The sequence below is a fragment of the Desulfovermiculus halophilus DSM 18834 genome (assembly GCF_000620765.1).
In the GTDB taxonomy this organism is placed as follows: Bacteria; Desulfobacterota; Desulfovibrionia; order Desulfovibrionales; family Desulfothermaceae; genus Desulfovermiculus; species Desulfovermiculus halophilus.
In genome coordinates this window covers 14531-38940 of sequence record NZ_JIAK01000014.1, presented here as the reverse complement: position 1 = coordinate 38940, position 24410 = coordinate 14531, and the positions used below count along the sequence as shown (strand labels likewise).

The window sequence follows — 24410 nt, the reverse complement described above, 5'->3', positions numbered from 1 at the left end:
CTGATCTCTGACCTCTGTTCTCTGTCCCCCTACCCAGCTTCCTCGAACTGCAGGTAGTCTCCGATGATGACCTTCAGGCCGAATCCTGGGAAGTTGACCTTATATTTATTGGGCGGGATGAAGCTTAAGACCTTGCCCTGGCCGAAGACCTTGTGCCGGCAATGGCCGGAGACAGGCTGGGGCTCACCGGACTCCTGCGGTTGTGTCTGCTCCTGCCTCTGTTTCTTGTCTCCGGGAGGAATCATCCCCCCGGTGTAGTTCTCCCGCAGCTCCTCGTAGGATCCGGCAGTGAACTCCTGGACGAACGGGCTGGGCCGGGCCGGTTCACTCCGGCCCTGAAAGCGGTTGAACAGGGACTCGGGCATGGACAGACCCAGGTACTCCTTGGCCCGGGTGCAGGCCACATAGAACAGGCGCCGCTCCTCCTCCATGCCCTCCATGTCCATAAGCGCGTGCTTGGACGGAAAACGGTCCTCGACCAGATCGAGGACGATCACCGCGCTCCACTCCAGCCCTTTGGCCGAGTGCACCGTGGACAAGGTCAACACATTCTCCTTGACCTGCCTGCGGCCCAGCTGCTCCGGATTCTCCAGGCTCAGATCGGAAAGGAAGAGCTCCAGATCCGAATACCCGGAGGCGATCTGGGACAGCTGCTCCAGACCGTTCTCCCGCTTGGGATAGTCGTCCGGAAAGCGCTCCTTGAGCTTGGGACCGTAGTACTCGCGGATCTTGTCCACAATGTCCTGGGGCGGGTCCGAGCGGTGCTCGCGCAGCCAGTTGACCATGTCCAGGGCTTCCTGCAGCCCGGGCTTGGAGCCGCATGCCTTGTTCAAAGCCTGAAAGTTCTGATCCACCAGGTAATCGTAGAGCCGCCGGCAGGTCTTGGGACCCACTCCGGAGACCAGGCTCATGGCCCGCTGCCAGGCCGGCAGGTCGGTGGGATTGGCCCCCAGGCGCAGATGGGCCACCACGTCCTTGATGTGCGCGGCCTCGGTAAAGCGCATGCCCCCGAACTTCTGAAAGTCCAACCCGCTCTTGGCCAGGGCCAGCTCCAGGGGATAGGACTGGAACCCGGCCCGGAACAGAACCGCGATATCCCCCAGATCGTAGCGTCGACTGAGATCCATGATGGTGTTCATGACCACCGCGGCCTGAGACTGGTCGCTCAAAGGCCGCAGGAGCTGGGGCAACCCCCCTTCCTCGTGCCGGGAGAAGAGGCGCTTTTCGTACTTCTCCTTGGCCCCGGCCAGGATCTGGTTGCTCAGGGAAAGAATGGGCTGGGTGGAGCGGTAGTTCTGCTCCAGCTTGACCACCTTGGTTCGGGGGAAGCTGGTGGAAAACTCCAGGATATTGCTCACCGTGGCCCCGCGGAAAGAGTAGATGGACTGGGCGTCATCCCCCACGGCCATGACGTTTCCCTCCTCCCCGGCCAGAAGCTTGACCAGCCGGCCCTGGACCAGGTTGGTGTCCTGATACTCGTCGACCATGATATGGCTCGAGCGCTGGGCCAAAAAGTCCCTCAGGTCAGTCCGCTCCTTGAGCAGACGCTCGAACAAAAACAGGAGGTCGTCATAGTCCACAAGGCCGTAGTCCAGCTTGAACTGCTCATAGCCCTGTAAAATGGTCCGCAAGTCCTGGACATAAGGCAAAAAATGGCTGGAGTCCTTGCTGATGATGTGCTCCAGATCCAGCTCCTTGTTCCGGCTCTTGCTGATCAGGGACATGACCGTTCCCTTCTTGGGAAAGGAACGGTCACCCTTGGCGATGCCCTCCGCCTCCCTGACCTGGGCCAGGATGTCCTCGGCGTCCCCCCGGTCCAGAATGGTCAGATCCGGGCGCAGCCCCAGGGCTTGACCGTAGCGGCGGAGCATGGAGTAGGCATAAGAATGGAAGGTCCCGCCGCTTACCCCGTGCAGTCCCTGACCCAGGAGGTGGCTGGCCCGGTTGAGCATCTCCTGGGCCGCCTTACGGGTGAAGGTGAGCAGGAGGATTGATTCCGGAGGCTCGCCCTGTCCCACCAGATGGGCCAGACGGTAGACCACGGTCCGGGTCTTGCCGCTGCCCGCTCCGGCAATGACCAGAAGCGGCCCCTGAGCATGAGTCACGGCCTCCAGCTGGGCCGGATTGAGATTGTTTTCAAGATCGAGCTGCATGGGTGTTCACCCTTGTTTATTCGTTATCGGTTATTCGTTCTGCATGCCTTGTGCTTCGATTATTCGCTTTCCCTGATCCAAACAGATACAGCCTCTGCAAAGCGCTCAAGATCCTCCAAACGCTGAAGATTGGAGTATATCTCATCCCAGTTCAAGCCCAAATATTCATGGACCAGAATGTTTCGAAATCCGGCAATCGGGGCCAGACATTTGGCAAACCCTGAGTCCACGATACCCAACTCCCCCATGCGAAGTATGGCATCATGGGCGTCAGCAGGCTTTTGGGCTTTTTCTAGAGCTATGACTCGGTGGCAGATATCTATGCAGCACTGAGCACCCACTTCCAGATTACGTTCCACAATATCCCGCAGATAAGGGTCGTTATCAAAATCAGTCCGTTTTTTGTGACTCAGCGGTTCTAATCTGGCCAAGCGTTCTCTGAGTTCGTCCAAACGCTTTTCGATACCGCAAAACCCTTGCTGCATAGGGGTCCTCCCTGAGGATGTCATCCCTGCTCCTCTTCAAAAAAGGTAAATAGTCGAAATACATTCCCATGACCTTGGCCTCAAAATCCACTCTGGCTTCCACGCTTTGCTCATACAGGATCTGACCCTGAGAAATGACTGCAAAAGACAAATCAATCGGGGCGTTGTTTAGGATCACCACATCGATCCGGGACGAGTGCAGCAGCCCGGCCAGATCTGAAGCCAGAGATGAGCGCACCACTGCCTTGTCTGCATCCCGGTCCAGAAGAATTGCAAAATCGTAATCGCTCTGCGGACTGATGTGGCCCGCGACCCGTGAGCCAAAGAGATAGGCCAGGACTATGTCCGAATAATTTTCCTGGAGGAACTCGTAAAGCTGAATGTCTTTATCTTCCACTCTATTCATACCCTCAATCCAGGTTCAGACCATGATTTTTGAGGCTCCTTGAAAGAAATCCAGGACCTCCCGCCCCACATCCCGGACATGCTCAATCTGCGTTCCCTGGCAGTCATAGCAGAACACATCATCGGCAGTATGCATCCCCCGACGGCCGAAGAAGCCGAAGATCTCGGTCCGGTCGAACTTGGCCTTGAGATCAAAGCCAGGGTGAGGAGTACAGACCAAGTCCGGAACCATGGCCAGCTTGCAGCCGGGGTAGAGCTCCTCCCCGTAATGAACCTGGGCCATGACCGGCCTGCCCTTCCAGGTGAGCTCCAAAAGCCCGGCCCGGATCTCCTCCCGCACGGAGTTGACCTGCGTTCCAGGCACCCGTCCCCGGGCAAAGCGCTGCTGATCGTGAATGTATACCCGCCCGGGATCCAGGGCCAGGGCAGCGCTCTTTTCCGCAATGCAGGAGGCGTCCAGCTCGTGCTGTGGCCTGCGCTGCTGACGGAGCCAGCCCATATTCATGAGCCAGACATTTACGTCCACCTCAGTCTCCAGGGTGGTAAATCCGTGATCTGCCAGGGCCAGAAGACGCTTGGGACCGGGCAGGGCCAGATAGCGGTCCAGGATCTCGCCGATGAGCTGATCCCAGGTGCGCAAGAGCTCCATGACCGGACCGTGCCAGGGATCATCCGGGTCGACCAGGGCCGGGAACAGGAAGTGCCCCAACCGGTCCGTCTCGGTCAGGACAAAGACGAACAAGTCCCAGGCCAGATCCGGCCAAAGCAAGTCCAGGGCCATGCGTCTAGAATTCAGGGTGGCCTGGAGCTCGGAGAGCAAGAAGCCGAAGTCGGCCCGTCCCCGCTCTGTATCCGCTTCCAGCTTGTACCCCCTGGAGGCCAGCATCCCGGCCAGGACCCGGGGGTAGACCGCCCTTTCCAGATCCGGGGCCACGAACCCGGAAATGAGCATCCCCCGCAGGGTCATCGCTGGATAGGTATTGGGCAGGTTGATCACCTTGCTGGTCAGCCCTTTGTCCCCCAAGCGGCTAAAGATGGTCGGGGCCTGAACTTGGGAAAAATCCGCGATGCGCAGTTGGTAGGAGACCGGATCGATGGCAGTGAACCCGAAGATCCCGTGCTCCTGCGGACCGGAAGCAGTAAAGAACGAGGTCCAGTTCACCGGGGAGAGCTCGGGCAGCTCGGCTCGGATAGCCTGGGCCTTTGGAGTGCGGCTCAAGCGGGCCAGGTTCGGGAACTCTTCCCCAGCCCCCAGCTCCCGGGCCAGAGAAAAAGGCAGGCCGTCCAGGCCGAGGACGACGCACCTGGGACGCTGTATGTGTGCCATAAAAGCAACTGTACCAGTATCCATGCCGGTTGACCAGCGGACAGAGGGCCTCCCTTTCCATCCCTCTGCGTTCATGCTATACGACTGTGTAACGTGAAAAATTCCTATTTTTCGGGTCCAAACCCCAGAGCCGGCATGAAATTCCAGACCAAGCTCCTACTCCTGCTCCTGACGGTCGCCCTTGTCCCCCTATGCCTAAGCTTTGCCGCCCAACAAATCTCCGTAAACTACTTCGGGGACAAGATCGCCGAAGATGCCCGGGAACGGATGGAAGAAAGCGCCCGGAGCCTGCTGCAGACCCTGACCGCCGATTATGCCCATATCCTGCACCGGGATCGTTCCCTGGCCGAGATGGCCCTGCACATCCAGGCCCAGGCGGTCACAAGCCGCCTGAGGGCCGATCCGCCTTCCTCTCCCCCTCCTGTGTACTACGCCGAGGACTATACATCACCCCAGGAGCAGCCCGGGGACCTGACCACCACAGACAAGTACAGGCAGACTGACAGCCGGGGCAAGGCCCACCCGATTCCGGTCTCCTTCACTCAGCAGACCATCTATCTTGCGCCCGGAGTGGACAAAGAGCAGGTCCAGGACCAGGTTCGTCGCCTGAGCACCATGCCGGACGTGTACCGCACCCTGCACAACATTCAGCCGGAGCTCTTCCTGTGGCAGTACACCGCCCTGGAGTCCGGCATGCATGTCAGCTACCCGGGGAAAGGCGCCTATCCCTCGAGCTACGATCCAAGAGAACGCCTGTGGTACATGCTGGCCCTGGATCATGGCGGTCAGATCGAGCAGATCATGACTGATGTGAGCACCGGAAGCATGATCCTGACCATGGCCATGCCCATCCACTCCAGGGACGGCAGCGTGGCCGGGGTCACCGCCCTGGATATCGACTACCGCCAGTTCTTCGCCGACTGGAACATCCCGGACCAATGGTCCCAAAGCATGGACTGCATGGTGGTTGCCTATCGCCCGGGCCGGCGGCGGGCGCCGAACCGGCAACTGGAGATCCTGCTCCGGAACCGGAAAGAGGACGTCAATCGCGATTGGCGGATCCCGGTGGAGCAGAAGTTCCTGGACCTTCCGGCAGAACACCTGAATGCTCTGCTGGAGGATATCCGGGCCGGACGTTCCGGGATCCACAGGATGCCCTATCAGGGCCAAGAAGCCCTGTGGGCCTATGGAAGCCGGACAGACAACGAACCTTCCCCGTGGCTGTAGTTCCATACAGAGAGGTCATAGCCCAGGCCTTGACCGCTGAAGAGCACATAACCCATCAGATGAATCTCGGCCTGTCCATCGCCGCCGTCCTGACCGTTCTGGCCGTCCTGCTGGCCATCGGCCTGGCCGTAGTTCGCTCCCGCAAATTGACCGAATCGGTCCAGGAGCTGGCTGTCGCCGCCAACCGCCTATCCGACGGTGATTTCGAGACCAAGGTGCAAACCAACTACTGCCGGGAGCTGAACGAGCTGGGAGACGTCTTCAACTGCCTGGGACCGAGGCTTCAGGAACGAGAAGAGATGAAGCAGTCTCTGGAGCTGGCCAGGATCATTCAGCAGCGCCTGCTTCCGGACCAAGCCCCTCCATGCCCCGGCTTCGACCTGACCGGGATGAGTCAGTACTGCCAGGAAACAGGCGGGGATTACTACGATTTCATCTTCTTGGGCCAAGACAGTCTTCATCATCCCGCCCTGGCCCTGGGCGACGTCTCCGGGCACGGGGTGGGCACAGCCCTGGTCATGGCCACGGCCCGGGCCATGCTCCACGCCCTGGCCATGCGGCACGGAAGCGACCTGAACAGCCTGTTCTCCGAGCTGAACAGCTCCCTGTGCCGGGACACGGAAGATACCTACTTCATGACCATGTTCTATGGGGTCTTGGACTGTGAACAGGCCACCCTGGAATGGATTTCAGCCGGCCATGCCCCCTTGTTCCTGTATCGCAGCTCCGGTGAGATCCACCATCTGGACAGTTCGGGAATCCCCCTTGGGGTCATGGAGCACAGCACATTCGAGGCCGCGGAGCCCATTGTTTTTGATCCGGGCGATATCCTCTTGGCCTGCAGCGACGGGGTTTGGGAATGCACAAATCCCGACGGAGAGATGTTCGGCACAGAGCGGGTCGATTCCCTGCTGCTGGAATTGGCGGAGGTGGATGCGGATGGAATCTGCCGGACCTTTCTGCAGGAGCTTGAACACTTTCGGCAGGGGGAGGCACCCAATGACGATATCACCCTGATGGTCATCAAGGCCACCGGGTAAAACCGGTCATAGAGGAGTCACGCTGATCATCCCCAACCCGATAACGTTGCATTTTGGGTCCAATCTCAGTATTGTCCTGCCCTTGCTTGGATCAACGACTATACACGGCAGGAGCACGCATCAATGAGCGACACCCCCATCGGCACCAGAGTCAAGAAGCTCCGTCAGGCCCGGGAGCTCAGCCTGGAAGAGCTGGCCTCCAGAACCGACCTGAGCGTTGCCTTTCTCTCTTCCCTGGAAGAAGACGACGTCTACCCCAGCCTCGGCCCCCTGCTCAAGATCTCCAGGGCTTTGGGACTGCGCTTGGGCACCTTCATGGACGACAAGGTCAGCCAGGATCCACTGATTGTCCGCCTGCAGGAGCGGGAAGAAGAGCTGCACATGATCCGGGACAAGGACCATCCTGTCTCCCTGCGCTTTTACTCTTTGGGAAAAGGCAAGAATGACCGGCATATGGAGCCTTTCTTCATTCAAATCCTCCCCGAATCGGCCAAGCACACGGATCTTTCTTCCCATGAAGGCGAGGAGTTCATCGTGGTGGTCTCCGGCCGGGTGCAGATCGTCTACGGGGAAGAAACCACGATCCTGGAGCCCGGAGACAGCATCTACTACAACTCCATCATCCCCCACCACGTCTCCTGTGCCGGGGATGAGCCGGCCGAGATCTACGCTGTTTTGTATCTGCCCAACTGAGGAATCCGAAGCCGGAATCGGAAGGCAGGAGGCAGCGATCAGTGAAGAATTCTGGTTTTATTATGGACAATGAAGGTATGCACCAAGAGAATCCTATACGCGAGATTACCCTGGGCCAAATGCTGGACCAGGCCATAGCAGAGCATCCGGACAATGACGCGGTGGTCTATGTGGACCGGGACTTCCGGCTCTCCTACAGGGAGTTTGGAGACCTGGTGGACGAATTGGCCAAAGGCCTTATGGCCCTGGGAATAGGAAAGGGAGAGAAAGTGGCCATATGGTCTACCAATGTACCGCATTGGGTGGCGCTGCAGTTTGCCACCGCCAAGATCGGGGCCATTCTGCTCACGGTGAACACCTACTACAAGGAAAGCGAGCTGGCCTATCTGCTCCAGCAGTCTGAGGCCGAAAACCTGGTCATCATCGACGGCTTCAAGGATACCGACTACGTGCAGACCGTGTACTCTTTGGTCCCGGAGCTGCGCACTCAGCAACGGGGACACCTGGCCAGCCCGGAGTTCCCCTGCCTGAAGCGGGTCTTTTTTCTGGGCCAGGAAAAACACCGGGGCATGTACTCCCTGCCCGAGCTGCTTGGCCTGGGCCGGCTGATATCCGATGCCGATTATCTGGCCCGGCAGAAAAGCCTTGACCCCCACGATGTGGTCAACATGCAGTACACCTCGGGAACCACCGGCTTCCCCAAAGGGGTTATGCTCACCCATTCGAACATCGGGAACAACGGATTCTGGGTCGGCGAACATCAACTGCTCACTCCCCGGGATCGGATCTGCGTGCCTGTGCCCCTCTTTCACTGCTTCGGCTGCGTGATGGGAGTGCTCGGGGCGGTCAGTCATGCCAGCACCCTGGTTATCCTGGAGGAATTCAATCCCCTGCTGGTGCTGACCTCGATCCAGGCTGAGAAATGCACCGCCCTTTACGGCGTCCCGACCATGTTCATGGCCCTTTTGGATCACAGCCTGTTCTCCCAGTTCGATCTCGGATCTTTGCGCACCGGGATCATGGCCGGTTCTCCCTGTCCGATCAAGGTCATGCGCCAGGTCATAGACACCATGCATATGACCGACATCACCATCTGCTATGGGCTGACCGAGGGCTCTCCGGTCATGACCCAGACCCGGGCCGACGATAGCCTGGAAAAGCGGGTGGAAACCGTCGGCCGGGCCATGCCCGGAATCGAGGTGGCCATCTTTGACCCCAAGACCGGCGAGGAGGTCTCGGCCGGAGAGCCGGGAGAGATCTGTTGCCGGGGCTACAATGTGATGAAGGGCTACTACAACAACCCCCAGGCCACGGCCGAGACCATCGACCGGGAGGGCTGGCTGCATACCGGGGACTTGGCGGTCATGGACGAGGAAGGCTATGTGAGCATCACCGGAAGAATCAAGGATATGATCATCCGGGGCGGGGAGAACATCTATCCCCGGGAGATCGAGGAGTTTCTGTATACCATGGAGGGAATCTACGACGTGCAGGTCGTGGGCGTGCCCAGCCAGAAATACGGAGAAGAAGTCGGGGCCTTCATCATCCTCAAAGGTGACTGCGACATTCAGGCCGAAGACGTCCGGGACTTCTGCCGGGGAAAGATCTCCCGGTACAAGATCCCTAAACACATCGCCTTTGTCAGCGAATACGACATGACCGCTTCGGGCAAGGTGCAGAAGTTTAAGCTTCGGGAGATGGCCGCTGAGATGTTCCAGTAGCCACCCGGAGACAGAATCATAATGGCAGAAAACAAGACGCCGGGAAATCTATTGTGAATATGGATCAAGAGAACTGGATCGCCTGTGCCCCGTTTGAGTCCCTGCTTCAGATGCAGATCCATGAGGCATCCGAAGGAGAGGCCGTCCTGAGCATGCCCTTCTTGCCCCAGTTCGCCCAGGGAGCGGGCCTGATGCACGGCGGGGCCATGGTCAGCCTGGCCGACACCGCCCTGGCCATGGCTATCAAGAGCCTTCTGGCCCCAGGGACCCATTTCGGGACCATTGAGGCCCATACCCGGTTTCTCGCACCTGTTCGTAAAGGGCAGGTCACAGCCAGGGCCAGGATCACCAGCCGGGAAGGCCGCGAGTTTTACGGACATGCGGATGTGGAGGACGATCAGGGGCGGGCCGTCCTGCACTTTGAGGCCAGGTTCAAGCAGGCCAGGGACAGGAAGGAATCTGTGAATCGTGAACTGTGAACTGTGAATCGTGAACTGTGAACTGGCAAGAATTCAGAGGATCCTGTCACTATGCAACCACCCCTGGAGCCCCCTCCTTGCCAAGGAGGGGGCTCGTAACCTTCTGATAGAGATTTCAATCTATGATCGTGGTGCTCGATAAACTGAAAAGAGGAAGAAGCATTAACCGCTGATAAAGATGATCTTCGCTGATACTAATGGGTGCGAAATGTTCTTTACATTGTGCTCCCATTAGTAGTTCCGCCTATGGCGGAACTCGCGCATGAAGCGAGCGGGAATTTATTTCCCGCGCAGCTGAGTGCAGCGCGCAAAAAGTATACAACTTTTTGCTCTCATCAATAAGATGAGAAATCACCTGACCAAAGATCAGCGCATTCCCTTGTTCAGTCGTCGCCATGGGCACGCGATTCCAGTCTCCTGCGTACCATGCCTTCAAACCCCGTCCGATTCAGGACCTCTTTGATCGGCACTTTCCTGCCGTCGACAAACAAGGCTATCGCGCTCTTGATCCCCTGGGATCGAGCCTCTTCCGAGTCTGTGGACACGATCCGGAGCTGGACCTCCGGCCCCAGTTTCTCAGCCACATCTTCGGCCACGCCTATGGCCTTGTCACAGCCGGGTCAGGCGAATGCCGTTTTGTGGTAGATAGTGATACGGACCATAATCACATTTTCCACACCCCGCTTGCCTGTTACGCCGCAGACACGCGGGGAAGAACAACCTGCTACGCGCTCAACTTTTCCGCCTGTTCAGTGAGCAGGGTCTTGAACCGGTCCAGAGTTACCGGGTAGGGCTGGATGGGAATGCCCATCCAGTCGGAGTACTCTAAAAAATCTTCAGGATTTTCAGCCATGTATTGTTCTACATAGCCTATGGAATCCAGGACCACGGCACCACCGGTATGCCGGGGGAAGTTCTCATTGGCCAGGCCCTTGTCCCAGCCCTTGAACACCTGATGCCGGAACTTGATCCACCCCGGGGTCATCCACCAGACCTTTTCCCCTCCGGCCACCTCCTGGGCGATCTGCTCCCGTTCCGCTTCACTAGCCACCATGTCCATGCAGTGGGTTGCGTTGATCCGGGCCACGTTCGGCCCCTGTTCCTCGACAATGGTCTGCATGGTCCGGGTAGGCTGTGCCGGATTGACGTAGCAGAACTTGCCCCCATAAACGACAATGACCTTGTCTACTACCTGCTTGGCCTTCTGGATTCGGGATACCAGCTGCCGCTCAAGCTCCTTGACATTCTCATGCAGTCCCGGCGTGGTGTAGAATACATCCTCTGTATCCAAAAAACCCTCGTGCCTGAGGTGGTTGAGTTCTAGGCTCACTGTGCCGCAAGCAACAATGGCCATATCCCGAAACGAAACTCCGGACATATTTCCTCCTTGCGTGAAACCAAAGATATAAGGCTCTTCGACACAGAAAGTGGAATCGCCTACATAAGAGTTTGCCGTCTCTTCTGTGTGCCGTGAGCGGCAGGCCCGCACATTTTCTTGGTCCCGCCACCAGGCACTCACATGCATGATATGCTCAGTCCATCTGAAGGCAATGACCATCATGTGAGTGCCTGGAGGGGGCAGGGATCCCCCTTTGGCGGGAATTAGAAAATACCGGGCCGAAAGTGGGCTCACAGAAGAGATGGCAAACTCCAAAAATCCACAGGCTACGTCGAAAAACCAGATATAATCTCCCTCCTCCGAGACCAGAAGCTCAGTCCTGGAAAGAGATCACCTGTATGATTTCAAGCATAGACCATGCCGGACATACACATTGGTCCCCTTCCCCTTGATGTGTCCGCCAACAAGCTGAGAATCTTGTTTTCTTATGAAAGCCACTTAAGCAGGAACATATTGCGAGCTTAACGATTGTTCACGCTCGTCCTTCACACCTGTTTTCCACAGCAAGAAGTGAGCGGGTCACTTCTCCCTTCCATCCCCCTTCAGAATCTGATCCAGGGCCTCCAGCTCCTCCTGCTTCATGCCGAAGCTGTGCTCTGATCCAGGGAAGGTCCCGGTTTCCACATCCTGCTTATAGCTTGCCACCGCTCTGCTCATTTCCTGGCCCAGTCTGGCGTACTGCCGCACAAACTTGGGCAGGAAGCGATCAAAAAGCCCAACCAAGTCCTGCAGAACCAGGACCTGGCCGTCGCATCCAGCCCCGGCCCCGATCCCGATGGTCGGTATGGGGATTGCCTGACTGACCCGCTCGGCCAAAGGTGCAGGCACCGCTTCCAGGACCAGGCTGAAGCATCCGGCCTGGGCCAAGGCCTGGGCATCATCCATCAGCTGCCTTGCGGCCCGGGCTGACTTGCCCTGGACTTTGAACCCGCCCAATTGGCCTGCGCTCTGGGGGGTAAGTCCCAGATGGCCCTGGACCGGAATCCCGGCTCGAACAATGGCCTGAACCTGAGGAAGGACCGATGCTCCGCCTTCCAGCTTGACTGCCTGGGCCCCGCCCTCCTTGATCAGCCGCCCGGCGTTGTCCACCGCCTGCTGCACACTGACCTGGTAGGACATAAAGGGCATGTCGCTGACCACCATGCTCCGTTTGGCACCCCGGACCACTGGCTTGGTATGGTGGATCATCTCCGGAATGTCCACGGACAGGGTGTCCTCATGACCCAGAACGACCATGGCCAGAGAATCCCCAACCAGGATCATATCCAGTTCACATTCATCCACAATCTTGGCTGTGGGATAGTCATAGGCAGTAAGCATGCTCAGCTTGCGCTGCCCTTTGGCCTGGATGATATCCAGGGTGCTTAATCGGCTCATCCTCTTTCTCCTCTGGACTGATTCTTATATTCCAGGACCTGAATCAGATCGGTCAGGACCCTGTTCACCGGAGTGGGGATATCAGCTTCCCGCCCCCACCGGCAGATTATGCCGTTGATGGCCTCGACTTCAGTGCGATTTTTGCCCCGCACATCCTGAAGCATTGACGAATGATTCACCGCCGTGGCCTGGGCAACCCCCATCACCCGGTCCACAGTATCCACTGCGGGCTGGGCACCACGAGCCCTGGCCACCTCCATAGCTTCTTTGACTGCCTCCTGGGCCACATCCCGGGCCGGAGCGCATTGGGCAATCCAGCCGTTGGCTACTCCGGCCAGGGCGGTAACAGCATTGATGCCCACATTGACCAGGAGCTTGGCCCAGATATGGTCCATGACCCGATCAGTGGCTTCACAGTCCATGCCCGCCCGGTGAAAGATGCGGACAAGATCATGCAGAACCGGGGACGGCTCGCCCCCGATAGATCCAAAAACCGTGGGACCGTTCCCCCCATGCCGGATGTGCCCCGGCCCTGTCCGGGTGGCTCCCTGGGCAGTCACTCCGGCCACGATCCGCTCCGGGGGCACATGGGCAGCAATCTGATCCCAGTTCCCCATCCCGTTCTGGACAGTTACAAACACGGTCTGGTCATGGCACAAGGGGAGTATGGAGGCTACCGCCGGCCCGGTGGCGTATGCCTTGACCACCACTACGACCACATCCGGCTGGGTGACTTCCTCCTCCAGGGATAGACAAACATCCAGGTCCCAAACACTCTGGGTCCCATCCAGCTCGTCCACCTTCAGTCCGCGCTCGGCTATGGTCTGCAGATTGATGGTATCCAGACCATAGAGAACCGGACGCAACCCAATGCTCCGCAGACGGGCCCCGAACAGGGACCCCATGGCCCCGGCTCCCAGAAGAAAAATACGCATCTGATCTTTCTCAATAATAATCAATTGATCGGTTCGTTTTCGTCATCCGCAGGAAAAACCTAGACCCGGCCCGCATCCAGGTCAAGGCATTCCAATGGACCCACATGCCCGAAGCGGGCACGATTTCTATACCGATACCGACTGGGAGTGGTTACCCAATCGGATCCTGATATTCACGAGAGTTTGCCGCCTCCCTCCTCGAAGCCGACGGACAAGCAGTGAACTCCCATAGCTACTCCGTCCCGGGCTCATGCTCAGGATGGATCTCTCTCCATTTGACGACGTCAATGGGCAGCCGGTTCATGTCCAGCCACATTCCGCGGGAGTACACTCCCTTGACCAGGCCGTTGCGTTCCAGGGCCTGACAGACAACCACCTCGCCTTCAGGGGGCAGTACATATTCCGGACTCTGCCAATTCATATCCATAGGGCTCACCTGCAAATCCTGAACATATTTAATATCCTTGATTCCTTACCAGTTTTATATCATTGCACAACTCGTGTCCGGGCGCAAGATAAAATCCGCCACTTCAATGCTTGATTGCAGACTGCCCGTGGTGCTACAAAAGTTTGCTCCCGACGCGGCGAAACGATATCCCAGAAGGAGATTGCAATGAGCACCGACAAGACAGAACAGAATGAGTCCAGCTCCTGGCAGAATATCGCCTATTCCAATATGATCGGCAATGAGGCCCTGATGCGGATCCTGATCCGCAAGGGACTGCTGACCCAGGAAGAGTTCTCCTCCGAAGTCCAGCAGGTTCATCAGGAGTTTATGGAACAGCAGAAGAGCCGGGAATGATTCCTTGCTGGGATGTGAGCTATGGCCTTTGAGGATTTGCTTACTCAGTTCGGCTATCCGGCATTGTCTATAGGGACAGTGATCGAGGGAGAAGCGGCCTTGATCTTCGGCGGGATCTTGGCCAAGGAAGGATATTTCGCCCTGGGATGGGTTGTCGGCATCGCCTTTCTGACCACCCTGGCCTGCGACCAGTTCTTTTTCTTTCTCGGCCGCTTTCAGGGGTGCAAGGCCCTGAACAAGTGGCCCAAGCTGCAAGCAAAAAGCAGAAAGATCACCGGCCTTGTGCACAGAAACCACCTCTGGCTGGCGGTTTTTTTCCGATTTGTTTATGGTTTTCGGAGCATTACCCCTTTTACCATCGGCCTGTGCGGGATCACCCCAATTCGATTTTTGATCCTGAATCTCATCGGTGTCAGCCTCTGGGTCTTTCTTTTGACCAGCCTGGGGTACGTGTTCGGCCATGCTTTGGACTGGGTCCTGCAGAGTGTTCGAAACTGGGAACTGTGGATCATAGGCGGATTGACCGGGGCCGGCCTTCTGGTCTGGGGGCTTGTCGCCCTGCGGCGGAAGATGGTGGGCAAATATCTGCATCTCATCCCGTGATTGAACGCAAAGGGCGCGTTGTGCGTACACTTTTTTTGACGGAGTTCACTTGATGGAAACAAAAAAAATCATTGCCTCGGCCGTCCATGTCTATACCAGCCTGGGGCTTGTATTCGCCTTCACCGCCGCTTTGGCCCTGATCACATCGGATGTGAAACTCTTTTTCATCTCATTGTGGATGACCATTGTCATTGACTCCACAGACGGGCTTTTGGCCCGCTATGTGGGAGTCAAGGAGATCCTGCCCCATTTCGACGGCCGGCGCCTGGACGATCTGATCGATTTCATCACCTATGCCTTTCTGCCCTGCGTCGCCCTAGTGGTATTCGACGTCCTACCCCCTTCCTGGGAGTGGGTGGCCGTTCTTCCCCTGCTGGCCAGCGCTTATGGGTTCAGTCAGGACAACGCCAAGACCGACGAGTCCTTTGTCGGCTTCCCCTCTTATTGGAACGTTGTTTTCCTCTACCTCTATGTCCTCTCTCCCTCATACTGGCTGGTCATCGTTCTCCTTGCTGCCCTGTCCATCTTTGTTTTCGTACCCATCCACTACATCTACCCCTCCAAGACCAAATGGCTGAAAAACATCTCCCTGCCCCTCACCGGACTATACGGGGTTATCTACGGAATTATCTGTATCTTTATGCACGCTGACTGGATCAAGGAATTGACCTTGATTTCCTTGAGCTACCCGGTATATTATATTGTGGTATCCGTCATGTACCACCGCCGCTTTTGGCTCAACAGCCGGGGATATTCCACGTAGCCCCACACAGAGACAACGTGGGGCTATGAGGTGTGCATGTGCAGAACAGCCCTTTTCCTCCTCTGCTGCTCTCTCCTCTCCATCCTTCTCCTGCCGCGCCCTCTGCACGCCCTCTCAGCCCAGGAACTCATCGAAGAGACCTGGAATCAGCTTCGGGGACAGGCATCCAGGGGAGAGGTGGCCATGACAATCCACCGTCCGGACTGGGAACGGACAATGCGCATGCAGACCTGGACCCAGGGCCGTTCCCAAAGCCTGATCCGCATCCTGGAACCGGCCAAGGACAAAGGCAACGGGACCTTGAAAAAGGGGCAGGACATGCGGTTTACAGCCCAGCCATGCTTGACTTCCCATCGCCTATGATGGAACATTTCTCAATCCTTATGTCGTATGTGGTCTGGGGACGAAAACCGTCATACGCCCCGCTCCCCGGCTGCAGTGCATTCCTGGACAGCTGCCGCCGGTTTCTCAAACTCTTTGTGGAGGACAATGAGCAATGACCGACGACGTCATATCATTGACCAAGGAACTCATCCGCTTTAAAAGCATGCACGCCCACCCGGAAGAGATCCACAGATGCATGGACTTCATTCAGGAGCACCTGGCCGAACATCAGGTCTATTTCCAGCGCATAGACCACAACTATGTCCCTTCCCTTCTGGTTGCCCCTCATTCCGGAAACGTCCCGGTTACCTTGATGACCCACATCGACGTCGTGAACGGGCCGGACGAGCTCTTTTTCCCCTATGAGGAAAACGGCAGGCTCTTCGGCCGGGGAAGCATTGACGACAAGTACGCAGTGGCCTTGTCGGTCATTTTGTACATCTCTCACCTGGAGCAGGCCCGCCAAAAAGGTCTGGACCAAGACTCCCTGCCCTTTGGCCTCCTGATTACCGGTGATGAGGAGGCCGGGGGATGCAACGGCGCCAAGCACGCCCTGCAGCATTGTACAACTGATTTCTGCATTGCCCTGGACGGGGGAAGTCCGGACAAGGTCGTGGTCAAGGAAAAGGGGGTAATCAAGCTCAAGCTCACCTCCAGGGGGAAAACCGCCCACGGGGCCAGACCCTGGCTGGGGATCAACGCCATCGATGCACTGATCGACGATTATCAGACCATCCGGAGCTTTTTCAGTCAGCAGACCGATGACCACTGGCACCGGACCTTGAACTTCGGCACCCTTCGGGCCGGGACCTCGCACAACCAGGTTCCGGAGACGGCTGAAGGGGTCTTCGATATCCGGTATACCGAAAACGACGATCCGGATGAGCTGATTGCATCCATCCGGCAGGCGGTTCGGGGCACCCTGGAAATCGAGATGAACGAGCCACTGTTTCACAGCGGAGATTCGCCGTATATCACCATGCTCCGGGAGCTCCGTCCTGAGCTCCAATTCGGATTCGAGCATGGGGCCAGCGATGCACGGCACCTCTCAGAGCACAATATTCCCGGGATCGTCTGGGGTGCGGAAGGCGAAATGAGCCAGCACTCGGAAAACGAACATGTGGTCATCAGCAGCGTGCACGAGATGTACGCGGTGCTGGACGAGTTCCTGGGGCATCTGACCCGCAATGAACAGACCAAGGAAGAGCGGATCCATGACCCTGGCCGTATTTGATCTGGACAGCACCCTGCTGAACGGGGACTCGGATCACGCCTGGGGGGAGTTTCTGGCCCGCAAAGGCATTGTGGACCGCGCATATAAGGAAGGAAACGACCGCTTCTACCGGGAGTATCTAGCTGGGAATCTGGACGTCCGCGAATACATAGAGTTCATGGTTCAGCCTCTGCTCAGCTTTGACCTGAGCGAACTGAACGAGCTGCGCCGGGAGTTCATCCGGGACAGCATACAGCCCATGCGCCTGCCCAAAGCTGAGTCCCTTCTGGCCGAGCACCGCGGTTGGGGCCATATCCTGGTCATCATCACCTCCACAACCCGGCTGATCACCGAACCTATCGCCCGCCTCCTGGGAGTCGAGCATCTGCTGGCCACTGACCTGGAGACAGAAGGCGGCCGCCTGACCGGCAGAATCAAGGGAATACCCTGCTTTGGCCCGAACAAGGTCCTCAAGCTCAACGACTGGCTGCGGTCGACTGGACACTCCCTGGACGGCAGCTTCTTCTATTCCGACTCCCATACCGACCTGCCCCTCTTGGAACTGGTCCACAACCCGGTAGCAGTGGATCCGGACAGCACTCTGCATGCCGAGGCCGCTTCCCGGGGATGGCCGGTGATCAGTCTGCGGTAGATCATTGTCACGCGTTTTGCGTGACAATCCATCAGAGCAGGCGCACCGAAGCATACAAACGATTGGCTCTTCGACACAGAAAGTGGAATTGCCTACATAAGAGTTTGCCGTCTCTTCTGTGTGCCGTGAGCGGCAGGCCCGCACATTTTCTTGGTCCCGCCAAAAGGGGGAAACCAGGCACTCACATGCATGATATGCTCAGTCCATCTGAAGGCAATGACCATCATGTGAGTGCCTGGAGGGGGCAGGGATCCCCCTTTAGCGGGACTTAGAAAGTACCGGGCCGAAAGTGGGCACACAGAAGAGATGACAAACCCTAAAAACCCACAGGCTACGTCGAAAAACCAAACGATTTCGATACCGATACCGATACCGACTGGGAGTGGTTACCCAATCAGATTCTGATAACCATTAACTCATAACAGTCTTTCATACAACATTGTCAGATTATTGCGATTTCAAAGCTTTTTTCCCGAATCGCCAGGCGCCTGACATTCAACGTATCCGGGAATGACGTTGAGCAAAATATCCAGGCAAAGCAGCCGAGGGCTTCCTACATCCTGATCCCAGGATGGAATCAATATCCCCGATCCGGGCGGTACACGTTCTGCATCTGTTCCAGGCGTCCATCCAGATAGGCCCGCAGGTTGTGCCGGATAATGGGCGCGGCCTTGCGCATATAGTTTGGGTTCTGCCCCCCGATGTGGGGCATGACAATCAGATTGTCCACTCCCCAGAGCGGGCTGTCTGCAGGAAGCGGCTCCTGGGAAAAGACATCGCATACGGCCGCCCGCACAGTCCCCCTCTCCAAGGCCTGGATCAACGCCTTTTCGTCCACGCTTCCGCCCCGGCCCAAATTGACGAAACAGCCCCCGGCAGGCATGGCCCCAAACTGGCTGGCTCCGATGCACTCTCTGGTCTCCTCAGTCAAAGGAAGAAGGTTGATGATATAGTCACTGTGGGCAAAGACCTCGTCCAAGCCGTCCAGGGCGTAGAGACGGCTCACATTGTCCACCGGTTCCGGATGCTTTTTGACCCCGACGACCTGCATCCCCAAGCAGGAAGCCTTCCGGGCCACCTCCCGCCCGATGCTGCCCAGGCCCAGGATCCCCACCGTTTTCCCGGCGATTTCGTCCTGGGCGACATCACGATCCCAGACCTTCAAGCCTTGATTCCTGAGGACCTGATGCATGTTCCTGGCCAGCATGAGCATAGCCATGATCGCCAGCTCTGACATGTGCCCGGCATGCATTCCAGTGGTCGAGGTCAGCATAACACCCCGGTCCTGAAGGTCCTGCACCGGCAAGGTATCCACTCCGGTGGACAGGGCCTGGACCCATTTCAGAGCCGGTGCCTGATCCAGCATGGACTGGTCGCACTTGAAGGTGACCAGAACCTCGGCCTGGGGCAAAACCTCCTGCAGGGACTGCCTGGTTGTGCGCTGGTCCATGCTCACTTCCGGAAATTCAGCCTGCATCTCCTCAAACACATCGTCGGGTACGGAATGAAAAAATACGAGCTTGGTCACATGCGCCCCTCTTATTAAATGATGACAAAAAGCTGTTTATTGCGTCCTGCCGTTCAGATCCAGATACAGCCGCCGCAAGGCCGTCAAGGTCCGCCTGTGCAGGGTAAGCGTTCCGGGCGTGTTTTCCCACCGGTACACGCTGGCCACCGAAACGCCCAGACTCTTGGCAAACTCCGGACCGGACTGGCCGCACTGCTCACGCAGACGGGTTATCTTTTCTCCGGTCGGAGGATCCAGAGGTTCCCTGCCGGACGTGGCCCGGGCTGTCGCCTGGACAGGTGTATGCCGGGCAGATCCTGCCTGCTGGGAGGTCACCGCCTTTGATCCGGCGCTTTTGGATGATTCCTGCGCAAAGCTCTGTTCGTGGTCTGTATCCCGGCTACCGGGATTCGGGCATCTTGGATCAACCTGCTCCCCGATCTCGGAAGGTGAGGCATGACTTGCTGAATCTCCCCCCTGCTTCTGGGCATCCTCATCCATATCAATGCCGAAGATATCTCCCACTTGGTCCAAGCTGATACAATCCTCACCCGTATCTGCCATTTCATCAGCCGCCGTAAAATCCGGGGCTATGAGCTCCCTGGGATCGACCCCGCGCAAGGTGAACAAAAGCTCGGGTTCCTCATCCAGGCGGTGTCCTATACCGTACAAAACTGCGGCCACATGCTTGCACATCGTCGCCCAGTCCGGACAGCTGCAGTACAGAGAGATCTCCTCCGGTCTGGGGAAGAGACCCTGCCGGGCATCTGTGACCACATGCATCACTTCCTCCGAGAGCCTGCCCTGCAACAGCTCCAGCAAGGACCCGATGCTGCCCGAACATTTGTGCTTTACGTCTTCCCAGACAGCGGAACTCAGTTCCTGGATGCCGATGCGTACGTCATAGATCCGGGAGCCACTGACCATGGCAGCTGCGTGACCGGGCTCGATCTCCAAATGACAGACCGAGCCGTTGCGCACATAGGTCCGCCCCCGGGGCAGACGGTTGGAAAAGTCGGAAAACGATTCCAGATGGGTGCACCATCCCTGGCCCCAAAAGCTGCGGGCAATAACCCGGCCCTCAATCTGCACCGGACGGATATCCACGCCTTTCCTGCGCAGCTGCCGCACTTTTTTCTGGGCCTTGGCCCGGCGCTCAGCCACAGGCACATACCTGGGCCACCGTCTCCGTCGAGCCATAACCTATCTCCATGTCCTGCTTTACATCAGGTTTTAGGTTCTTGATCCCACTCCAGGTCAAAAATATCCTTGGCCTGCTCAAAATCCAGGATGCTTTTCTTTTCTTCAAACCGGTCCCGCACCTTTTTGGTCCACGATGTGACCAGGCTCTGGGCCTTTACCCCCCGCAAGGTGAACAAGAGCTCCGGGTGCTGATCCAGACGGGACCCTGCGCCATAAAGAACCGCGGCCGCATGTTTGCATACAGGTTTTTGCTCTGAGCACTCGCAACGCAGACTGAATTCCTTGGGACCGGGGAAGATCCCTTTTGGTATATCCATGAGCTTGTCCATGACATCAGAAGGAAGCTCTCCCTGATACACATCCTGCACGTTTTCTATCCGACCCAGGCTCAGGTCCTTTATCTCCTGCCACACATTGCCGCTGAGAGGCAAAACCGGTATGCTTACTGCATAGATATCTGTACCCATGACCAGGGCCCTGATCTGCCCCGGCAGGATCTCCAAATGCCGGATGGAGCCGTTGCGGGCGTAGATCTTGCCCCGGGCCAGATGCTTGCCAATCTTGGGCAGGGACTGCATATGCCGGCACCACCCCCTGCCCCATATACTGCTGGCCATATCCCGCCCCGTTGCCCGCTCAGGCAGTATATCCATTCCTTGGGCCCGCATGGCTTCAAGGCGCTCTTCGGCCTTGGCCCTGCGCTCGGAAACCGGGATGAATCTCGGCCAATCAGCGTGTTTCATACTCCTGTCCTCTGTCTTCACTCCTCACCCCATGGCCCTGGTCACGTCCAGCCTGACCAGGTCCAGGAGTTCCTCGTCCGGCAGCTCGGTCAACTTGACCTCTCCACTGCCGGAAAGCACATCTTCGGCCAGCTCCTTTTTCTCCTCGATCAGCCGATCGATCCGTTCTTCTATGGTCCCTGTGGTCACGAACTTATGGACCAGCACGTTCTTGCGCTGCCCGATGCGGTAGGTACGGTCCGTAGCCTGATTTTCAACGGCCGGATTCCACCAGCGGTCAAAGTGGATGACATGTGAGGCCGCAGTGAGGTTCAGGCCCGTTCCCCCGACCTTGAGGGAGGCGATGAAAAAGGGCGGGCCATTCTCTTCCTGGAACTGCTCCACCAGCCTGCTTCGTTGTCCCACCCGGGTCGCACCGTGCAGAACCAGGCCGGGCCGGCCGAATATCCCGGCCAAATGCTCCTCCAGAGCGGGAATGATCTCCCGGAACTGGGTGAAGACCAGGACCTTTTCCTGCCGTTCAGCCAGCTCTGCACAGAGCTCCCGAATCCGGTTGAACTTGCCGCTGTTTTCCGGTCTGAACTCCCCGTCCCCGGTCAATTGGCTTGGATGATTGCACACCTGCTTCAACCGGGTGAGCGTCTGCAGGACCAGGCCCCGCCTGGCCATTTTGTCCACAGACTGCAGGCTTTTCTGCATGGACTGGACGATATGCGTGTAGTGTTTGACCTGGTCTTTGCTCAAGTTGCAGTAGCGCACGGTTTCCGTTTTGTCCGGAAGATCGGAAATAACCTTGGCATCGGTCTTCAGTCTGCGCAGGATATAAGGCCCCACCAGCCTGCGCAAGGGGCCGAACTGATCCTGTTCCCGGGCCTGCAGGGTTTTGACAAACCCCTGAAACACCTTGGAGGATCCCAGCAGACCGGGATTCAAGAAGTCAAAAAGAGACCACAGGTCCCCGAGACGATTCTCGATCGGGGTCCCGGTCAGAGCGATCCTGGCCTGGGCCGGAAGCTTCTTCACCGCCCTGGTCTGCCTGGTGGATGGATTCTTGATCGCCTGGGCTTCATCCAGGATAATCAGGGACCAGGTCATCTCCCTGAGCCAGGTCAGGCGGTGGACCATGGAATAGGTGGTCACCACCAGATCGTAAGCCGACAACCGGTTCTGCACATCACCTGCCAGCTCCTGCAGCTCCTTGCGGCTGACCTCCGAGGGATGCACAGTCTTTAGCTTCAGGCCGGGCGCGAAGGCCTCGGCCTCGTTCTTCCAGTTGCCCAGCAGGGAGGCCGGGATGATCAAAAGCGCAGGATTTGAGCCGGAATTGCCGTTTCTCCTGGCAAGAAGGGCCAGAACCTGCAGGGTCTTGCCCAGCCCCATGTCGTCGGCCAGGCAGGCCCCCAGACCCAGCCCGGTCACAAAGGCCATCCAGTTCATCCCTTCCAGCTGATAGGGACGAAGCTCGGCTGTAATCCCCAGTGGCGTCCCCGCACCCTGCAGGCTGCTGGGATCACGCAGCTGATTCAAAGTCTGCTGCAGGGCGTTTCCAGCGCCAACATGCACCCAACGCCGCCTGTCCTCACTCTCCTCCTGCTGCAGGTCGGTTGATGCCCCGGCCAGAAGACGCATGCCCTCTATAAAGCCTATCCGTCCCTCTTTGGCCTCAGCCTCCACCTTTTTCCAGTGCTCCAGGGCCTGCCCCAGCTTGTCCTGGTCCACCTCCACCCAGCGCCCCTTGAGAAAGACCAGGTTGTCCTTCTGGGACAGAAGCTCATTGATTTCTTCCTGTGTGAGCTGCACATCCCCGACAGCGACGTCCACATTGAAGTCCAGCAGGCTGCTTGCATCCAGGCCTGTCTTCTTCTCCTCCCCGATGGTGACCTGTACCTGGGCTTTCGGCCGTTTGGACCACCAATCGGGAAGACGCACGCTCAGGCCGCATTCCTCCAGTACAGGAGCCGATCGGAGCATCGTATAGGCCTGATCAGCCGTCCAGGCCATGGGGTGATATATCCGCCCGCTGGATACAAGGTCCTTCACCCATGGACATTGCTTGGCCGCCTCATGGACCGGAGTAAGCAGCTTGACCAGGCCCTGCTTGTCCTCCGGGCCGGAGTACATCTCCAGGGCCTTGCGCAGGGGCACGTGCTTTGCCCGCCCCTGGGACCCAAGGCCGGTGGTGAATGTGGCCATGAAGGCAAACGGGCGGTCTGCATCCTGTTTGTTTTCCGCCAGATGAAAGGTGACTCGGCCTACCCGCTTCCAGCCCGGCGCCCGGTCGCTGATGAATGATTCTATGCTCCCGGCCCGGGCAATCGCCTCCCGGCCCCAGTCCGCCAACGAATCCCAGATTCGGATCAGCATGTCCTGGCTGAGATATTCCCCCCCGGTCATGGGCGGAGCGGAAGAGATCCATTTCTCCAGCTCAGCCTCAGAAGGCCGTCCGACCCTGATTGGACCGTCCATCTCAGGCATACGGCATATCCTGGTCAGATAGGAGGCGGCGATCCCCCGCCAAAAACGGAAGGTGAGTGAGGTATGGCCGGCCTGCATATCAGCGGCCATGGCCAGGAGACCGGCCCGCCAGTCTGCGGCAAACGCGTCGCGCACCCGTTTGTCGACCGGCCGTGTTCCTGGCTCCTGGGCAAAGTCCTCCAGGATCAGCCTGGCCTGGGGATGGAGTCGAATGTCAGTCATAGGTGTCTGTCTCTGCGGGGTGAGATGCCGGAGACCATAGAAATAAACGTGTCTTCCAGCTCCTTTCTCAGTTCTTTGATCCGCTGCAGCCCGGCCAGAACAGAGATCATGTCCTGCCCGGCGTCGTTTCGGATGATGGCCATTTGCCCGGGACACAGATACCAGGTGCACATAAAAGGCCGCAACCCCCGCGGAAGCATGCAGCCGTTTTGGCCCAGAAAGGAACAGGGCCGGCCGGTCTGCTGCCTGGGCTGATGAAGGGGCAGGGCCTCTTGCCTGGTGTGGAGAAAGACAAGATCCCGAAGATCGTAGCGCACATCCGCGTGCAGACAGCAGGGGGCCGGACAATGTGGGCAGGTCTCTCTGCACAGATCCTCCATGACCGGATCAACAGCCTGGAGATTTTCGGCTATGGACCCGGCCAGGTTATCAAGAGCAGTGCTTTCCCGAACATACAGGCACATATGATGATCCAGTGCAGTCTGTACCTCCCGCCAGACGGCGGGATGTTCCCACAAAACATCAGATGAAAACATTGACCCTCGTCTTTCCCGTGTTTAGGTTGTGTCCTGCACAAACCGTGTCTGCTTCATCCCTGATCA

At 57.9% G+C, this 24410-nt stretch carries 25 protein-coding genes; 11 read left to right on the top strand and 14 right to left on the bottom strand.

Features of this window, described 5'->3' with window-relative positions:
• Positions 1 to 29: 29 nt before the first annotated feature.
• From N902_RS0108180 to N902_RS17060, 4 genes are read right to left on the bottom strand one after another with little or no spacing between them, the layout of a single operon-like run.
• Positions 30 to 2153, bottom strand: a complete 2124-nt coding sequence (locus N902_RS0108180; protein ID WP_027370541.1) for an ATP-dependent helicase — start codon at positions 2151 to 2153, stop codon at positions 30 to 32.
• Positions 2154 to 2212: 59 nt separating this feature from the next.
• The gene (hepT, locus tag N902_RS0108175; protein ID WP_027370540.1) at positions 2213 to 2638 is read right to left on the bottom strand and encodes a type VII toxin-antitoxin system HepT family RNase toxin; all 426 of its coding nucleotides are present in this window, start codon (positions 2636 to 2638) and stop codon (positions 2213 to 2215) included.
• A complete protein-coding gene (gene mntA / locus N902_RS19165) occupies positions 2544 to 3044 on the bottom strand; it encodes a type VII toxin-antitoxin system MntA family adenylyltransferase antitoxin (protein WP_084288050.1) in 501 nt (166 codons plus the stop codon). Before mntA ends, hepT begins: the two co-directional genes overlap by 95 nt.
• Positions 3045 to 3059: 15 nt before the next feature.
• Positions 3060 to 4370, bottom strand: coding sequence for an alkaline phosphatase family protein (locus N902_RS17060; protein ID WP_034622295.1), 1311 nt, complete (start codon positions 4368 to 4370; stop codon positions 3060 to 3062).
• 135 nt (positions 4371 to 4505) lie between these two features.
• Here N902_RS17060 and N902_RS19920 point away from each other — a divergent pair, with 135 nt between their 5' ends.
• From N902_RS19920 to N902_RS17055, 5 genes are all read left to right on the top strand, one after another.
• On the top strand, positions 4506 to 5597 hold the full coding sequence (locus N902_RS19920; RefSeq protein WP_027370539.1) for a PDC sensor domain-containing protein: 1092 nt from the start codon (positions 4506 to 4508) through the stop codon (positions 5595 to 5597).
• A complete protein-coding gene (locus N902_RS0108155) occupies positions 5588 to 6637 on the top strand; it encodes a PP2C family protein-serine/threonine phosphatase (protein WP_027370538.1) in 1050 nt (349 codons plus the stop codon). The genes N902_RS19920 and N902_RS0108155 overlap by 10 nt, the downstream gene beginning before the upstream one ends.
• 123 nt (positions 6638 to 6760) lie before the next feature.
• On the top strand, positions 6761 to 7330 hold the full coding sequence (locus N902_RS0108150) for a helix-turn-helix domain-containing protein (protein ID WP_027370537.1): 570 nt from the start codon (positions 6761 to 6763) through the stop codon (positions 7328 to 7330).
• Positions 7331 to 7407: 77 nt separating this feature from the next.
• Complete coding sequence (locus tag N902_RS0108145) at positions 7408 to 9051, top strand: AMP-binding protein (RefSeq protein ID WP_027370536.1); 1644 nt, start codon at positions 7408 to 7410, stop codon at positions 9049 to 9051.
• Between the two features lie 59 nt (positions 9052 to 9110).
• Entirely contained in the window at positions 9111 to 9530 is a 420-nt protein-coding gene (locus N902_RS17055; protein WP_051564446.1) for a PaaI family thioesterase, read from the top strand.
• A gap of 383 nt (positions 9531 to 9913) precedes the next feature.
• Here the strand turns inward: N902_RS17055 and tsoX are convergent, their stop codons facing one another.
• The 5 genes from tsoX to N902_RS0108115 form a co-directional block, all read right to left on the bottom strand.
• Positions 9914 to 10192 carry an HSGNPxU motif (seleno)protein TsoX gene (tsoX, locus tag N902_RS0108135; protein ID WP_337662328.1) on the bottom strand — a complete coding sequence of 93 codons (279 nt, stop codon included), beginning with the start codon at positions 10190 to 10192 and terminating at the stop codon, positions 9914 to 9916.
• A 62-nt stretch (positions 10193 to 10254) separates the two neighbouring features.
• Positions 10255 to 10908 carry a DUF1638 domain-containing protein gene (locus tag N902_RS0108130; RefSeq protein ID WP_027370534.1) on the bottom strand — a complete coding sequence of 218 codons (654 nt, stop codon included), beginning with the start codon at positions 10906 to 10908 and terminating at the stop codon, positions 10255 to 10257.
• 540 nt (positions 10909 to 11448) lie between these two features.
• A complete protein-coding gene (panB, locus tag N902_RS0108125; protein WP_027370533.1) occupies positions 11449 to 12306 on the bottom strand; it encodes a 3-methyl-2-oxobutanoate hydroxymethyltransferase in 858 nt (285 codons plus the stop codon).
• On the bottom strand, positions 12303 to 13241 hold the full coding sequence (locus N902_RS0108120) for a ketopantoate reductase family protein (RefSeq protein ID WP_027370532.1): 939 nt from the start codon (positions 13239 to 13241) through the stop codon (positions 12303 to 12305). The genes panB and N902_RS0108120 overlap by 4 nt, the downstream gene beginning before the upstream one ends.
• Positions 13242 to 13473: 232 nt before the next feature.
• Entirely contained in the window at positions 13474 to 13668 is a 195-nt protein-coding gene (locus tag N902_RS0108115; RefSeq protein ID WP_027370531.1) for a hypothetical protein, read from the bottom strand.
• A gap of 186 nt (positions 13669 to 13854) precedes the next feature.
• Here N902_RS0108115 and N902_RS0108110 point away from each other — a divergent pair, with 186 nt between their 5' ends.
• The 6 genes from N902_RS0108110 (at position 13855) to N902_RS0108085 (ending at position 17658) form a co-directional block, all read left to right on the top strand.
• Positions 13855 to 14043, top strand: coding sequence for a hypothetical protein (locus N902_RS0108110; RefSeq protein ID WP_034622290.1), 189 nt, complete (start codon positions 13855 to 13857; stop codon positions 14041 to 14043).
• Between the two features lie 21 nt (positions 14044 to 14064).
• The gene (locus N902_RS0108105) at positions 14065 to 14646 is read left to right on the top strand and encodes a DedA family protein (RefSeq protein WP_027370529.1); all 582 of its coding nucleotides are present in this window, start codon (positions 14065 to 14067) and stop codon (positions 14644 to 14646) included.
• Positions 14647 to 14698: 52 nt separating this feature from the next.
• Positions 14699 to 15409, top strand: coding sequence for a CDP-alcohol phosphatidyltransferase family protein (locus N902_RS0108100; RefSeq protein ID WP_034622287.1), 711 nt, complete (start codon positions 14699 to 14701; stop codon positions 15407 to 15409).
• Positions 15410 to 15445: 36 nt separating this feature from the next.
• On the top strand, positions 15446 to 15772 hold the full coding sequence (locus tag N902_RS0108095) for a LolA-like protein (protein WP_027370527.1): 327 nt from the start codon (positions 15446 to 15448) through the stop codon (positions 15770 to 15772).
• A 133-nt stretch (positions 15773 to 15905) separates the two neighbouring features.
• Positions 15906 to 17027: a M20 family metallopeptidase gene (locus N902_RS17050; protein WP_051564443.1), complete on the top strand. Its 1122-nt coding sequence runs from the start codon at positions 15906 to 15908 to the stop codon at positions 17025 to 17027.
• The gene (locus N902_RS0108085; RefSeq protein WP_027370526.1) at positions 17008 to 17658 is read left to right on the top strand and encodes a histidinol-phosphatase; all 651 of its coding nucleotides are present in this window, start codon (positions 17008 to 17010) and stop codon (positions 17656 to 17658) included. The genes N902_RS17050 and N902_RS0108085 overlap by 20 nt, the downstream gene beginning before the upstream one ends.
• A 577-nt stretch (positions 17659 to 18235) precedes the next feature.
• Here N902_RS0108085 and N902_RS17045 read toward each other — a convergent pair.
• Genes N902_RS17045 through N902_RS0108060 form a run of 5 tightly spaced genes read right to left on the bottom strand, consistent with a single transcriptional unit; the run spans position 18236 to position 24344 of the window.
• On the bottom strand, positions 18236 to 19186 hold the full coding sequence (locus N902_RS17045) for a D-2-hydroxyacid dehydrogenase (RefSeq protein ID WP_051564442.1): 951 nt from the start codon (positions 19184 to 19186) through the stop codon (positions 18236 to 18238).
• A 36-nt stretch (positions 19187 to 19222) separates the two neighbouring features.
• Positions 19223 to 20365: an SWIM zinc finger family protein gene (locus tag N902_RS20160; protein ID WP_027370525.1), complete on the bottom strand. Its 1143-nt coding sequence runs from the start codon at positions 20363 to 20365 to the stop codon at positions 19223 to 19225.
• A gap of 26 nt (positions 20366 to 20391) precedes the next feature.
• A complete protein-coding gene (locus N902_RS17040) occupies positions 20392 to 21111 on the bottom strand; it encodes an SWIM zinc finger family protein (protein WP_051564441.1) in 720 nt (239 codons plus the stop codon).
• 24 nt (positions 21112 to 21135) lie between these two features.
• Positions 21136 to 23808 carry a DEAD/DEAH box helicase gene (locus N902_RS0108065; RefSeq protein ID WP_027370524.1) on the bottom strand — a complete coding sequence of 891 codons (2673 nt, stop codon included), beginning with the start codon at positions 23806 to 23808 and terminating at the stop codon, positions 21136 to 21138.
• Entirely contained in the window at positions 23805 to 24344 is a 540-nt protein-coding gene (locus tag N902_RS0108060; RefSeq protein ID WP_027370523.1) for a hypothetical protein, read from the bottom strand. The genes N902_RS0108065 and N902_RS0108060 overlap by 4 nt, the downstream gene beginning before the upstream one ends.
• Positions 24345 to 24410: the final 66 nt, after the last annotated feature.